10 protein-coding genes and 1 pseudogene are annotated in these 14010 nt (G+C 61.2%); 5 read left to right on the top strand and 6 right to left on the bottom strand.

From position 1 onward, the window contains the following. Positions 1 to 159: 159 nt before the first annotated feature. Positions 160 to 810, top strand: a complete 651-nt coding sequence (locus E3O65_RS07090) for a recombinase family protein (RefSeq protein WP_134363046.1) — start codon at positions 160 to 162, stop codon at positions 808 to 810. 308 nt (positions 811 to 1118) lie between these two features. Here E3O65_RS07090 and E3O65_RS07085 read toward each other — a convergent pair whose 3' ends face one another. Together E3O65_RS07085 and E3O65_RS07080 are read right to left on the bottom strand one after the other, a co-directional pair. After that, a complete protein-coding gene (locus tag E3O65_RS07085; protein WP_134363045.1) occupies positions 1119 to 1877 on the bottom strand; it encodes a DUF3800 domain-containing protein in 759 nt (252 codons plus the stop codon). A gap of 846 nt (positions 1878 to 2723) precedes the next feature. Beyond that, the gene (locus E3O65_RS07080) at positions 2724 to 3272 is read right to left on the bottom strand and encodes a DUF8020 domain-containing protein (RefSeq protein WP_134363044.1); all 549 of its coding nucleotides are present in this window, start codon (positions 3270 to 3272) and stop codon (positions 2724 to 2726) included. Between the two features lie 999 nt (positions 3273 to 4271). Between E3O65_RS07080 and E3O65_RS17600 the strand changes: the two are divergent. From E3O65_RS17600 to E3O65_RS07065, 3 genes and pseudogenes are all read left to right on the top strand, one after another. Further along, positions 4272 to 4536 (top strand): annotated as a pseudogene (locus tag E3O65_RS17600) (helix-turn-helix domain-containing protein); the annotation flags it as partial. A 35-nt stretch (positions 4537 to 4571) separates the two neighbouring features. Then, positions 4572 to 5000 carry an antitoxin HicB gene (locus E3O65_RS07070; RefSeq protein WP_134363042.1) on the top strand — a complete coding sequence of 143 codons (429 nt, stop codon included), beginning with the start codon at positions 4572 to 4574 and terminating at the stop codon, positions 4998 to 5000. Positions 5001 to 5027: 27 nt separating this feature from the next. Further along, positions 5028 to 5513 (top strand): hypothetical protein, encoded by a 486-nt coding sequence (locus E3O65_RS07065; RefSeq protein WP_134363041.1) that lies wholly within the window; start codon positions 5028 to 5030, stop codon positions 5511 to 5513. A gap of 68 nt (positions 5514 to 5581) precedes the next feature. Here E3O65_RS07065 and E3O65_RS07060 read toward each other — a convergent pair whose 3' ends face one another. Continuing rightward, positions 5582 to 5968 (bottom strand): hypothetical protein, encoded by a 387-nt coding sequence (locus E3O65_RS07060; protein ID WP_134363040.1) that lies wholly within the window; start codon positions 5966 to 5968, stop codon positions 5582 to 5584. A gap of 371 nt (positions 5969 to 6339) precedes the next feature. Here E3O65_RS07060 and mobF point away from each other — a divergent pair, with 371 nt between their 5' ends. After that, a complete protein-coding gene (gene mobF / locus E3O65_RS07055; protein ID WP_134363039.1) occupies positions 6340 to 10242 on the top strand; it encodes a MobF family relaxase in 3903 nt (1300 codons plus the stop codon). 678 nt (positions 10243 to 10920) lie between these two features. On the opposite strand, the gene E3O65_RS07050 is transcribed toward mobF, so the two are convergent. The 3 genes from E3O65_RS07050 to E3O65_RS07040 all read right to left on the bottom strand — a co-directional run bounded on the left by E3O65_RS07050 (position 10921) and on the right by E3O65_RS07040 (position 13974). Continuing rightward, the gene (locus tag E3O65_RS07050) at positions 10921 to 12048 is read right to left on the bottom strand and encodes a hypothetical protein (RefSeq protein WP_134363038.1); all 1128 of its coding nucleotides are present in this window, start codon (positions 12046 to 12048) and stop codon (positions 10921 to 10923) included. Positions 12049 to 13150: 1102 nt separating this feature from the next. Continuing rightward, positions 13151 to 13309, bottom strand: a complete 159-nt coding sequence (locus E3O65_RS17595) for a DUF4913 domain-containing protein (protein ID WP_422386410.1) — start codon at positions 13307 to 13309, stop codon at positions 13151 to 13153. A 152-nt stretch (positions 13310 to 13461) separates the two neighbouring features. Beyond that, a complete protein-coding gene (locus tag E3O65_RS07040; protein ID WP_134363037.1) occupies positions 13462 to 13974 on the bottom strand; it encodes a hypothetical protein in 513 nt (170 codons plus the stop codon). Between the last annotated feature and the right edge of the window lie 36 nt (positions 13975 to 14010).

Raw genomic sequence — 14010 nt, 5'->3', positions numbered from 1 at the left:
ATAGCCCCGCGTCCAGCCCATCCCAAAACGACAAACGGACGCTCAAAGGCGACCACGGTCGAGCCATCGACAACACCCCACAGAACTCAGGGTGTTGCTCTCACCACCTGAACTCGCCGAGGTATTCACCGTTAGTTATGAGACGCCCCTGGGAGCACCGTGACGAAGCTGATCGGCTACGCGCGCGTATCGACGCGCCAACAATCCACCGACCGGCAAGAGGTGGACCTTTTGGCCGCTGGTGTCCGACGTGATGACCTCTACGTCGACAACGGCGTTTCCGGCGCTCGAGCCTCGCGGCCGGACTTCGACCGCGCGCTCGACGCCCTCGAAGACGGCGACACTCTCGTCATCACGACCCTGGACCGGCTGGGGCGATCGACACAGAACATGCTTGCTTTCGCCGAAGAGCTCCGCGGGCGCGGCGCCGGCCTTCGCGTGCTGAACTTGGGCGGCGGTGACGTCGACACGGCGACGCCCATGGGCTCCATGCTGTTCACGATCATGGCTGCGCTTGGTCAGATGGAACACGAAATCAAACGAGAGCGCATAGTCGACTCGATTGCCAAGCGACGCGACGCCGGCATGAGTCTGGGCGGTCGCCCGCGGATCATCACCGACCGCCAAATCAATAACGCTCGCCACCTCGTAGAACGCGGCGCGACAACGGCCCAGGTCGCGCGCGATCTTGGAATGTCCAGAGCGACCTTCTACCGCCGCGCGCGTGCCATGGGCACCATGCCCGATCAAGTCGCCGCTGATGACACCCTGACAATCGATGACACCCTGACAATCGATGACGCCATATAGCGATCACGGAACGCCGCCAGTAACACCCGCATCATTCCGGGCGTGTCGAGCGACCGGGAGAGTGTCCGCCAGACAATCCCCTATCGGACTACAGGACGACAATAAATGGAGAGAGGGCCGACAGATCTATATGCCGAGTTACCGACAAATTTTGTGACAGTGCTAGTGACAGATTTAATAACAGTGCTAGTGACAGATTTAGTGACAAAGCGACTAGTATTAGGCGAGCAAGGCCCTATGTAACCTCCGTGGTTGCCCAGGGGGTCTTGCACCTCGCGAACCCCTAGCTCCGGCTGGGGGTTCTTGCGTTAATCCAACCAAATGATGCCCTTGTCTGAGCCATCTACCCAGTGGTTTGAAAGTTTCTTATAGGCAACGATGGCAGCACTGACAGTCACGTCTCCCGTTCCCCAAATCTCAGGGTGCTCTTGCCGGTGCAAATGATAAGCGCCGTATGCGATCAGGTCGGCTGCCTGTATTAGTTGGCTATATCGACTGTCCTGCATGATGACATCTTCGACGATTAGTCGGGTGTCGATGTCCAGACCTCTGTGGGCTTCTCGATACGGTTTTGCATCCCGGATTGCTGTCTCCCAAAGGTCCGCTTGGCGAGCTTCGTCAGGGTTGGAATCCGGATAGTCCAGCCCTTGCTGACCATCATAGAAAAGCATGAGGTGAGTCGATTCTTTAGCAGCCCAGTCTTCCAACCAAGCGACGAATCGTGCGTATGCCTTGGATTTCGAGCGGTCCGACGTTCCAACGGTAACGACCGTGAAGCCGGGATGCTTTGCCAATGCGGCCAGCATCATCCGACCGGTTGCATCGCGAGGTGACTGGCCAAATTTGGCCTGCTGCGCTGGCGTATCGCAGTACTCTTTTCGCCCCTTGTAAAGGTGGTTGGCATGCAGTTCTTGCTTTTTGCCCACCCCGAATGCCGAATGGATGTTACGACGGCCGACTAGCCATGCTGCAAGAACACCGGACCAGTGATCCTCGTGAATGATGATGGCAGTAAGTGTCACCCCGTGCTTTGAATCGCCGGAATCATCGATGTAGCAAAGGTGCATGCTGATTAGTCTCTCAGTTTCAAGGAGTCACCGTGTTGGCCAGCCAAATCTCCGGTTCCTCGGGAATTACTGATGAGGGCCAACATTGGCGGCTGCTTGCCGTGTGCGTCTCGCACAACGGCGGCTCCTGCACCTCTCGCCGGGTCCAGAGGGATTGGCCGCCCGGTATTCAGCTCGCGCAAGCGAGGTACTGAGTGCACCTGGGCTCGAGGGTTCTATCCCAAGCTTTCTGAGCGCCGTCTGGGGCGCCGATGGCCGCACGTCTCGGGTGCCGCAATGCGGGGAGCGCAGATTCGGAGTCAGGAGTGTCCACTGACGGATCCCCTAACGGTCAAACCGAGAAGCACCCGGAGCTGCGTCCATAGGGAATTTCAGTGAGCGCCGTCAGTTATGAAGCAGCGCCCATCCTCGAGCCACGTGTTCATAGAGCCGACCTGTGGGGAGACGTGAACGAGGAAGCGCTGGCCAGTGAACGGGCCAGTGGCGGGAACGTAGACGACCGTGTTAATCGGGTCTGAGGAGTAATCGTCACGGTGCGGGGGCGTCTCTCGTGCATGCCTTTATGAGTTAGCGGTCGAGGTCGGCTGCTGCGGCCTGCACTTTGCCGTTAGCTTCGATCCGGGATCCAACCGAGAAGGCTGCCTCGCAACTGAGGCGCCTGACGAGTGCGGGTGGTGAGTAACACCCTGATTTCTGTTGGGTTTTACTCACCACCACTAGAACTCGCCAGGACTTGGAGACAAGGCGCTGACGCGTGCAGAAGAGCGGGCAATCAAATGTGTCGTCCCGGGCAAGCACGCCACGACGGATCTCGCGCGTTTCCTATGTTCTTACTCTGAGTGGACGTTACAGATGCGGAAGGCCACGGCACTGCAGGAGTGCTGAGGCGGCACCCACACCGATCATTCCTACAATGGCTCCAGGCAGAGAGCCAGCAAGAGCACCTGCGGCGGCACCTCCAAGAGCTGCCTCAGCGACGCACTTGTCCCAGCTGTCTGCCCACTTCACCTTTTTTGCAGAGGCCTTCAGTGCGAAACCGGCATAGTCAGGGGCGTCTGCCGACGGAGTGTCAAGAGAAACTTCAAGCGTCGTAGAGCTTGTGGCGGTGTACGTGAAGGTTCCTTCTTTGACCACGGCGCTCTTGGGAAGCTTCTCAACTACCGTTCCTGATACGTCGAGAATTTCGACGAAGTCGCCTGCATCACGCGTCGAGCCATTGGCGAGCTCAACCACGACGCTGGTGTCAGTGGAGGTTGGCTTGATGTCGAAGTCGACCGTTGAGCGTTGTTGCGCGGTCACGGCAGCTGGGGCAGCGTTTGCGGCGCCCACTGCCCCCGTCATGAGGAGACTCGTGCATACGAGCGCAGTCAAAGAAAGTTTGGCTACTCTATTCATTTGTCGTTCCTTTGGTTGATTATGAATCTCCGGGGGGGCGGACTTATATCTGTGAACCTAACAGACGTAAGTTTTCAACGTATGCTCATTTCTTCTCCACGGGATGGGCTGGCCTGTGGGGGCTGATGGGTCCTTTCAATTGCTGAGGTGGATGCGCTTGATGCGATGCTGAATTTGATGCGAACACGAGCAAGGGGGGGGGCAAGGCAACGCTTGACGTGGCTTGCCCCGAAAAGCAGAACTACGGGATGGTCGGTGCATCTGCTGGCGTTTAGGTATATTCCCTGCAGACTGTGTACGGGGGCTGTGACCTAGGCTGGTGCCGAGCCGTCCCCAAACTCGCAGTAAGGATTCTTATGAAACAGATCGTTCTCGTACTGTCACTTCTAGTGCTTGCTCTACTATGCGCTTGGGCTGCGTGGTCGATTTTTGGATCGGGATGGGCTGTGGTTGCAAGCGCCATCATTCCCGCATTGGCCTCCCGCCCGGTGCTCAAGAAGGTGCGGGAGCTGAATCGGGTCGATTCTTCATCTCACGCAACCCGGTGAGTGCTTCTTAGGCTCACGTTCCATCGTGACCACCATGACGACCTTCTCTCCGGACGCATACGCTGGCCGTCCGGCCCCGAGGCCGTCCGATATGACGTGCCCGATGTGCCCCACACCTGGGCATCACAGAGTGACTCGAGGAGAACTGGTACGGGCTAGACCAATCTGACCAGGTGGCAAGACGGTCGCTGCCAGAACGGGCTAGCCGGCAAGGAGGCATCCATGCTCCGCACGCGTTTGAGCCACGTGATCAGAAAGATGCGCAGCGACGACCGCCGCCTGATCCTGATCGCGGCAATCGAGTTGCCCACTCAGGCACACTTTGCTCATGCTATGAGCGTATACGCCGGCCGGAGAGCCGTGCTGGGAGTGGCGTCTCCTCCGTGTCCCGTAAGGCGAGGGCGGGCTCGACAGGTCGTCGTAACACCTGCTTGATCGTGAGGTGTTGTCTATGTGGTTGAAGCATGAGTTGGTTGAAATGCAGGCTCGATTCTGGGTGTTGATGGCCCAAGGCTCGACGCTGTTCGGCATGTGATGTTGTGGGGGTGAATCGACGAACGGGACGGCGTTGGCGCCAAGCGACCGGAGGATGGGCCCCACTTCCTAAGCCGGAACTGTCAGGGCGATACTTGAGTCTGGAGGAGCGGCTCCGGATCGCGGGCTTGCACCTGACCGGCGTCGGGATCCGGGTCATCGCCGGCCAAGTCGGCCGGTCGGACCGACAGTTGACCGAGACAGATAAGGCGCTCTCATGACCACAACGACAACGACGAAGCGAACCCTAACGGCGCGTGCCTACCGTGACGGCAAGTGGTGGACCATCGAAATTCCCGAACTCACCTCAGCGTCACCCCGAGGGGGAGACACCCGCATAACGGCGATTGGGCAGGCCCGCAGCGTCAAGGACATTGACGCCGCCGCCCGCGACATCGCTGCAGTGTGGCTCGACGTGGACGAGGACCAAATCGAGGTTCAGGTGACGGTAGAAATTCCGCCGCACGCTGCCGAGTTGTGGACGCTCGCGAAGAAGAACGAAGAGGACGCCCGAGCCGCCGTTGCGGAAGCGGCCAGGCTCAACCGCGAAGCCGATAAGGCCCTCACCGCAGACGGCCTCAGCCAGGCCGACACCGCGCGGATTCTCGGCCTCTCACCGCAGCGCATTAGCCAACTCGCGCACTAGAGGGGCCCAGCTCGAGAAGGAGGAAAAGTGAAAGTCACAGATCCCGAACGGTTCTGGTCTCACGTTGTCAGAGGGCCCGCCGCTGGTGACTGTTGGATATGGACGGGTGCTATTGCTAATGATGGGTATGGCTGCTTCTGGACGAAGGTCGGCGACGGCCAAAATGTCATGCGACCGCAGCGGTTCGCGTACCAGCTCGCGACCGGGACGGCGCTGCCGTCGTCGGTTCTGCTGCTGCACTCGTGCGACGTGCCTATCTGTGTGCACGCTGTACTCGACGCGGCAGAGTCGCACCTATCCGAGGGCACCCACAAAACGAACATGCTCGACCGGGCGCAAAAAAACCGCCACGCTAACCGGTGGTCAGCATGGCGATTCAATGGACTTGCCCGAGAAGAACGGACGCAACGCTCCCGCGATCTTCGAGACGTGATTCTCACCCACGGCTGGGACCCCGAGCGGATGAGCGCCGCCCTCGCCGGGGTAGAAGAAACACACCCGCGCCTGTTCTAACCGAGACCCAGACCGGCCCAAAGACCCAACCCGGAACCTAACGCCTACTGGCCGACCGGCGCACCTTCCTACTCAATACGATGTTCGACCGGAGCCGAATTCCCGGTGCCGGCTTTCGCGGGAACTGCAGAGATCGGCGCTGCCCGCTTTATGTCGCGCGCCGCGATCCCCAGACGCCCGGCGACCTCCACGCGGGAAGCCCCGGCGGACTGCATCTCGACAATGGTTGCCGCTGCGCTAGCGCGCCGGTCGGCGGTGTTCCGTTCGGCTTGCGCACGGACACGCACGATTTCTTTCTCTGCCAGCGCGTTGACTTCTTCGACCTGGTCAACGTAGGTGAAGTAATCCACGGCTAGGGACTCTAGCTTGTCCTCACGCTCACGGAACTGCGCCGCGTTGGTGCGCGCGAGCTGACGGGCGGCGGTGAGTTTTGCGGACTTGCGTACTTCGGCCATGTGATCCCCCTGTGTTGGTCAGTGTCCAGTATGCAGGCACACCCCGCGGGCGCGAAAGCAGCACGTCCGATAGGGGAATGGTCCCGGCCTGCAGGTGGCACCGTCACAGGCACGCCCCGCGGGCGCACAAGCGGCGCAGCGGAGGAGTGGTCCCAATCAGTAGTCGTGGTTCAGTTTTGCAAAGTGGCTCGCCTGTCGCTTATCGACCGCGTTTACTGCGCTTTCCTCGTTCCTCGTCGGCTCCGTGCACTCCCAGCGGTCTCAAAGCACAGACGCAGTATCTTGCGATCCTGGCCACTCTCAATCCGCATTCTTCGTCAATCAATCTGTCACACCTCTGGCATTAGTAATCAACGAGGTAGGCTGACCCCATGATGACCATGCATATCCTCTCCGCGGGAGACGGGTATGCGTACTACACCAGCGAGACCGCAACCGGTGATGTGAAGCGCGAGGCCGGCCAAGAGCTGGGCGACTACTACACCGCCGAGGGCAACCCTCCCGGGGTCTGGGTCGGCTCAGGACTGGCCGCTCTGGGCGTTTCAGGCACCGTCACGGAGGAGCAGATGAAAGCCCTCTTTGGTGAGGGGCTGCACCCGGATGCAGAGCAGATCATTGTCGCCGCCCAGGGTGAAGGCAAGACCGCTGATGAGGCGATCGAGCTGGCTAAGTTGGGCCGCGGGTACTACTCGTACAAGCAGGGAACCACCGACCTCCGCGAGCAGATCCAGACCGGTTACACCGACTTCACCCGGATCAACCACCGCGAACCTAACGCCGAAGAGCGCCGCGTTATCCGCGTCCGCGAGGGTGCGCAGGCGTTCCGAACGGCCAAGGGTCGGCAGCCGGCCGACAAGGAAGAGTTGGGCCGATTCATCACCGCGGCCACCCGCCCGACACAGCAGGCCGTTGCCGGATTCGACCTGGTGTTCTCGCCGGCCAAGAGCGTGTCAACGCTCTGGGGACTGGGCGACAACGAGACCCGGAAGGCGATCGAGGAGGAGCATGAGGCCGCGATCAGCGACACCATCGGCTACCTCGAACGGGAGGCAATCGCCACCCGCGCCGGCACGAACGGCGTGGCACAGATCGACGTAGAGGGCGGGCTGATTGCAACCAGGTTCCGCCACTACGACTCCCGCAACGGTGACCCGCAGTTGCACGACCACCTAGTGGTCGCGAACAAGGTCAAGGGCGTAGACGGGAAGTGGCGCACCATCGATTCCAAGCTGCTGCACCGCCAGGGTGTCGCCGCATCCGAGTTCTACAATCAACGCGTTATGGACCGGGTTACCGACCGGCTAGAGCTGGCAACCGAGCTGCGCGAGGTCACCCCGGGCAAGCGCCCTGTGGTCGAAATCGCCGGCATTGACGCACGCCTCACCGCCGGTTTTTCGACCAGGTCGGCCGGGATCAAAGAGGCCATGGTCAAGCTCGAATCCGACTACCGAGAGACCCACGGGCGCACCCCCGACGCTAAGGCCCGCATTGCCCTGGCACAGCAGGCCACGCTCGACACCAGGCCGCAGAAGCTCCACGCCCGCGCCCTGTCGGCGCTGCGCCCGTTGTGGCGCGCACAGGCCGCAACGCTGGTTGGCGACCGCGCTGTGGGCGGGATTTTGGAGAACGCCCAGTCCCACGCACGGGACGGCGGCACCCCCAAAGCTCCGGCCCAAAACATCACCTTGGCGCAGGCTGCAGCCCAGGTTGTCGAGACCGTGTCTGAGCATCACGCAGTGTGGGGGCCGCACACGATAGAGGCCGAAACTCGCCGCTATATCCAGGCGCAGCGCAGCTCCGGCAACACCGTTGAGGGCACGGTCGAGCAGGTCACCCGGCACGCCCTCAACACCGATTCCATTACCGTCACACCGCCGGCACCGCACGGCGCCTTCCAGCCCCTTACCCGTCGTGACGGCACCAGCATCTACGAACACAAGGGCCGCCAGCTCCTCACCTCTCGAAGCATCCTGGCCGCCGAGGACACGATGCTGGACGCCGCGCGCACGCGCACCGCCTCGCCCGTATCCCGCGACGTGTTCGACCAGATCGCCGCGAAGGAGGGCCAGCACCTCGACGCCGGCCAGCGCGAGCTTGCCCGGGTATTCGCCACCAGCAGCACACGCCTTGTCGTGGGCTCTGGCCCTGCCGGCACGGGTAAGACAACGGCGCTGCGCGTAGCGGCCCGAGCCGTCGAAGCGCAGGGCGGAAAGGTGATTGGCCTGGCCCCGTCCGCCACCGCGGCCGCGGTGATGAAAGACGCAATTGAGATCGATGCCAAGACGATTCACTCATTCACTTTCCAGAAAGGCAGCCTGGCCGAGCTGCTGCAGCGCACGGAACGCATCGAGGGTTTGGACCTGAACCCGGGCGACGTAATCGTGGTGGATGAGGCAGGCATGGCCGGCACCACCAACCTGGCCAAGGTCACCCGCATTGCCGAATTACACGGCGCACACGTCCGCCTCATCGGTGACGACCGCCAACTCTCGGCCGTCGAGGCCGGCGGCGCGCTGCGCCTGCTCGAAAACGAAGTTGGATCAGTCAAGCTCGACCAGCTACACCGGTTCTCCAACAACGACGAAGCCGAGGCCACGAAGCTTCTGCGCGACCCCGCGACGACGGGCGACCCGTTCGCTTGGTACGTCAAGAACGATCGCGTTGCCGGCGGCAGCGTGGACAGGATGAGCGGCGAAGTGTTCTCTGCCTGGCAGTCGGACACCACGGCCGGCCTGCACTCGGTGATGCTCGCACAGCAGAACAACACCGTGGCCGAGCTGAACGCCCGCGCTCAGGCGTTCCGCATGAGTGAGGGAATCGTCAAGGGCAAGCAGTCAGCGCCGCTGCGGGACGGCCTGGCCGCGTACGAGGGCGACACCGTTGTGACCCGCGTGAACAACTCACACTTGAAGGTCAGCGGCGGCCGCGACATCGTCAAAAACGGCGACCTGTGGACGGTGGAGAAAGCACACCCAGACGGAACGCTCACCGTCAGCAACCAGGGCACCGGGGGCACGATCACCCTGCCGAAGGAGTATGTGACCGGAGCGGTTGAACTGGGCTACGCGTCCACCATCCACCGCGCCCAGGGCATGACCGCCGACACCGCCCACGTCCTGGCAGACAGCAGCACCAGCCGGGAACTCGCCTACGTCGGCCTGACCCGCGGCAAGCACGAAAACCACCTGTACGTCGAGACCGCCGACGCCCAGCCGGTCAGCGACGTACTCGACCAGATCGCCGGCAACGCTGACGGCATGCTCTCGGCCACCGAGACCATCCGCGCCGAACAGGCCCGGGTAGATGACCTGGTGACCCTCATCGACCAGTACGGCGACGTGCACGAACGCGCCGACGTGCTGCGCTTCGCGAAGATCGCTAACCAGGGACTTGGCGAAGACCTGGCAACCACGCTGCGCGAGCATGAGAGCTGGGGCGCGGTCGAGGCCGCGCTACGCCACTCCGAGGCCGCCGGCATGGACCCCACCGACACCATCCGCCAGGCGTGGACGCAACGCGATATGGCCAACGCCCAAGACCAGGCCGCCGTGCTGGCCTCCCGGATCAGCGACAACACAGACCGCCACCTGGCCACCGTGCCGGCCGACCATGACAAGCCGGCGGCCGCGGTGCCGGAATGGATCGCAGACCGTCGCGCGATTGACTCCGAACACACCGCCCCCGAGTGGCGCGAACACCTGGCCGAACGCTACGACTACCTACACACCCGCCTCGAGGAGCGCGGCGCGACAATCGCGGCCGAACAGCCCGAGTGGGCAAGCGAGCTGGGCGAGGTTCCCGCCGACACCGACCGCCGGCAGCAGTGGACGGAACTTGCCGCCGAGGTTGACGTGTTCCGCACCCAGTACCGCATCGACCCCCAGGAAACCGCTGCAGTACCAGCGGACTACCGGCAGCGCCCCGTGGGCGCCGACCTGGCCGAACGGGTCACGGCCATGCACAAATCGCAGGTTCTCAGCTCACGTCCCGCAGCCACCGAAGACGACCGGCAGCGCGCCGCTGCAGCAGCCGCCATAGCCACGCAGCGCGCCCGTGAGAGCGTCAGCGCACCAACAGGCACACGCCCGGCCAAGACGCAGCAGACGACGACTGAGGCCCTCCGCGCCCAGTTCGCCCGCAAGGCCGAGCTGCAGCGGGAGCAGCTGCGCCGTGCCGGCCTAAACGTCAAGCCCCGCGAAGCCGGCGACAAGCGCAAGGACGAACGCAACCGGACTGAGAGCGACCGCACCCGCGACGACGGCCGCGAGCGCTAATCGGGCTAGCGGCTTAGGAAAGGCACGTGCAGAACGCCAAGAGAGGAACGCAAGACTCTCCAGTAGAGCAGATTCTGGCGCCAGGTAGGGGTGCCATGCAATGGTGTCACTATGACAGTTCACGAATCGTTGCCCCACGCGCGCTGCAAGCCAGGCGCGGTAGCTGGCACTTTCTCAATGGGCATCGCCCTTGGGCCTGTTGCTGGAGCAGTAATCGCGATTGGCAGCTATGTCCTTCATGACCTGTTCTCCACAAACGGCTACCAGCAAACCCTCATGGTCTCCGTCATGTTCTGCGTTTTTGGGGGGATCTTATTTGGGTTCGTGTCAAGTGTTGGTGCTGCGTTAGCCCTCTTAATCGTTGATTGGCGATTGAGGCGATCGCGGTTTGTTCAGGGAGCTGTAGCTGCAGCCGGTGCAGTTGTTCCGGCGATCGGACTCTTTGTTTACATAGGCCAAAACGGTACTGGCGGTTTCCAGGCAGCCCTTCTTTGGCTTGCGGTTATATTCACGTCGGCATTCGCACTAATGGTTTTCAGGGCGAAGAAACACCGAGGCGCTTAGTAGACAAGTGTTGTTCGCTCACAAAGATGGCCCGGCCTGGGAAATCCACCGAGTGGACATCTAGACCGGGCCATCCTGGTTGGATCAGCGCTCAACTATGCGCTTCCACTTTTCCTAGACGTTCACGCTCTGCGCTAGATGGAGCCAATTCCACCAGGTCATGTTTTTGATGAAGGCCTGCGGCATGCCCATTGGGTTGCTATTCACTACCCACCCGGTTACGACCAATTGGCCGTATTTGGTGTTGGGCGTTGCTTGGTCCCACATCGGGTTGAAATCGAAGTAAATGGCTGAACCAATGCCGTCTACGTGTCCCGGTGCGGCGAAAAAGTCGTAGCCAAAGTATGCGTTCCCGCCACCGTAGTTCTGGTAGTAGGTGGCGTCCATGTAACAGTTGTGATTAAACGCAGTGCCACCGTCCATCGGTCTCACGACTAAAGGAAGAAACTGTCCCGAGGAGGGGAAGTTGCGTGGAGCGCCCTCGACGGGGAAGTGGCAACCGAAGCAGTCCATCAGAAGAGCGCGGACCTCTGGGACAGTGGTGTGTTCGAGTTTGTAGGTGTGCGCGTACGTCCAGCTGGGGTCGGCCAAGACTGGAAATTTAAGCCCGGGCGCGGTCAAATCCACGATCTGCGTGAGGGTCGTGCCGCTCCATTCGTATGAGGTAGGAACGCTGTTTCCTGCCGCGTCGACTGCCCATGCGTAACCCAGGGCACCTAGCGTTCCACCATCCGGCCCTCGCAGAAAATACCCGTGGTGATTGTCGGTAAGGAACGAACCTTCAGGCACGTCAAAAGTGTATGAATACGAGGTCGGTGCGGAGGAGTCCGCGATGGCGGTTAGAAAACGCACACCGGTGTCGTTGGGTTGCACATAGGCCGCGACGTTCTCGTGGCTCGTATTGAGAATGGTGAAATCTTCAGTCTCAGCCGAAGTGCCTGTGGCGTAGTCCACGGAGATGGTCGTTCCCATCGCCGAGCCGGATTGGCCTTCCAAACTCACCTCGATGTCATCGAGAACAACACTGCTCGATGAGACTAGGGATCGCGATTTCGCGTCTGGAGCACCAGAAATGACGTCCACGTGCGAATATTCCTGCGTACTGGAATCCAAGACCTCAGGCGCAAGAGACTGCACCAGGGCCTGCGGATCAAGAATATCCAGCTCGCTGGCCGTTGCTGGTGACACTACTATCTGCGATACAAGGACGGCAGCGACTGCGCAAAGCGCGCCTGACAGCATTCTATTTATTCTCATGGTCCCCCCAATTTTCACCCAGCTGATACTGAGATTTCTGTCAGCCTAGGGGGCGGCTTCGAGAGAGGTCAATGGGACAAAATTGCTTGACGCCGCGGGGTAACGATGGGACGATTCGGGCGTGATGCGATACTGCATTCCAAATTGGGGGGGAACGAAATGAGAAGCAGGACCTATCTTTTTGCCGTTGGAGTCGTGGTTGCCTGCTTTGGCGGCCTTGTAATACCTATGTCGGCTCAGGCAAATGTGGTGGTGGAGGATGACAGCTCCGCACTTTCTGCCGTGAGGCAAGTCCGTGACTATCTGGATATCCACCCAGAACCGCTAGCCCCGTCGTTCGACACCGTTGTCGGTCTGCGGTCCGCCGTATCGAAGCAAGACCTTGCCAATCAGTACAGCGTGGACACCTATGAATTCTGGAAGGGATTCCCCTGGGACGCTGGGCTCGCGCAGTGGAATTGTTCGCTAGATGGACCTGTGGACATCCGAATGAATCCTGCGCCTGATGAATCCGGGGTTCCCTTTCCAAGCGCTGAATTCGGGTCCGTGTGTGCGGATCCCGACTTCATACCCACCGTTTCCTTGGCAACCGTTGTGAACGAGACTGCCACCCAAAGATCTAGTGGCGATCAACCGATTCAGCTCCGGGGAGCAAACTGCCCTGTTGTAATTGCCGGTGGAAGTCATTGTCTTAGCGTTGGATCGGGTCGCCAGGACGGAACTTACACGTGGGGTGGGACGACCATGTACGGACGCCTCCAACTCGGAACAGCGAGCGTTCAATCTCCGGCGTGCAATACGTCAACACCGTTTTCGACGGGCGCCTGGAATAGCTACGGGAACGGGACGCAGCGGAGCATCGGTATTGCATACTCACTCAGCGCTAACTGGTTCCTCGCGTTCCGCCAAGCTTCAAGTTCGGGAACGGACACCGGACTCCGAAGCTCTATATGCTCAAATTGAGAGTGAGTTGCAGCTAGGTCACTACGGTCGGCTTGTTTGAGCCGGGCCTCCAGGCTGATTTTAGTCGGCGCGTCGCCCCGCATGCACTAACGGCCATGTGGCTCGCTAACTACGCGGGTAAGTCCTATCCAGCCGGAGGAATTGCCAGTGGCACTACCGGCCCGGTGTTCTTGGCTTCGGAGAGGTGGCCGTGGTTGCGATCGCAGAACCGGAATGGGCCGTTCTGGGGATCGAAAAGAACCGCGGCGTGCCGGTCCCAGTCGTTGATCCACCAAGACGACACCGCGCCGAGGTCGTGCACGTCTTGGTCGGTCTGAAGGCGTGCTCCACGACCCAGCCGAGATGGCCGAGAGCGTTAGGACGCCAGCGGCGCCCATCGAAATGGGCCCTCGACACGATGTGTCGGGGGCCCTTTTGTGTTGGTAGAGGAGGCCGCTACCGCCGCCCGCTGCGTGCGTTAAACAGCACGAAGGCCACGGCCACGATCATGGCGAGCCCGCCCAACTCGCTCACAGGGAACGACGAGGAGAAGCGGGACAGCGCATCCGCGAGCCCGCCGACGATGACGCCGCCGGCAACAACCAGGGCGGGAATGAAGGGTATGAAGGCGGGGCCCGGGACCCGGCTATAGAACACCGCCCCGCCGATACCCAACGCGACGGAAAGAACCGCGAAACCCCCCACGACCCAACCCACATTTCCATGGTCCGGGATATGGCGCATCATCGTTCCTGGCAGTCCGTACAGCACGAACAGGCCCACAAGCGCCACGACGACAACGACGACGGCGACGGCCTTACCCACCCAACTGACCGCTTCGCTCCCGAACCGGACGGCGGCCGGGGTGAAGAAGATCGCCGCGGCCGCGATAACAGCGGCGACGATCGCAAAGACCCAATCCTGGCCGGCCCAATCATTCACGTATTCAACTGCTGGTGTGTCCCACATGTTCGAAAGTCCTTTGCTCTGGGGTGAGGCGTAAAA

This window comes from Cryobacterium breve, assembly GCF_004402375.1.
Lineage (GTDB): Bacteria > Actinomycetota > Actinomycetes > Actinomycetales > Microbacteriaceae > Cryobacterium > Cryobacterium breve.
This window is presented reverse-complemented; position numbering and strand designations above follow the sequence as displayed.

What these genes read in the sequence shown, in the direction of transcription:
- E3O65_RS07085 (WP_134363045.1), bottom strand. Translation starts at nt 1,877, where the DNA reads ATGCACCTTTGCTACATCGATGATTCCGGCGATTCAAAGCACGGGGTG.
- E3O65_RS07080 (WP_134363044.1), bottom strand. Translation starts at nt 3,272, where the DNA reads ATGAATAGAGTAGCCAAACTTTCTTTGACTGCGCTCGTATGCACGAGT.
- E3O65_RS07070 (WP_134363042.1), top strand. Translation starts at nt 4,572, where the DNA reads ATGACCACAACGACAACGACGAAGCGAACCCTAACGGCGCGTGCCTAC.
- E3O65_RS07060 (WP_134363040.1), bottom strand. Translation starts at nt 5,968, where the DNA reads ATGGCCGAAGTACGCAAGTCCGCAAAACTCACCGCCGCCCGTCAGCTC.
- mobF (WP_134363039.1), top strand. Translation starts at nt 6,340, where the DNA reads ATGATGACCATGCATATCCTCTCCGCGGGAGACGGGTATGCGTACTAC.
- E3O65_RS07050 (WP_134363038.1), bottom strand. Translation starts at nt 12,048, where the DNA reads ATGCTGTCAGGCGCGCTTTGCGCAGTCGCTGCCGTCCTTGTATCGCAG.
- E3O65_RS07040 (WP_134363037.1), bottom strand. Translation starts at nt 13,974, where the DNA reads ATGTGGGACACACCAGCAGTTGAATACGTGAATGATTGGGCCGGCCAG.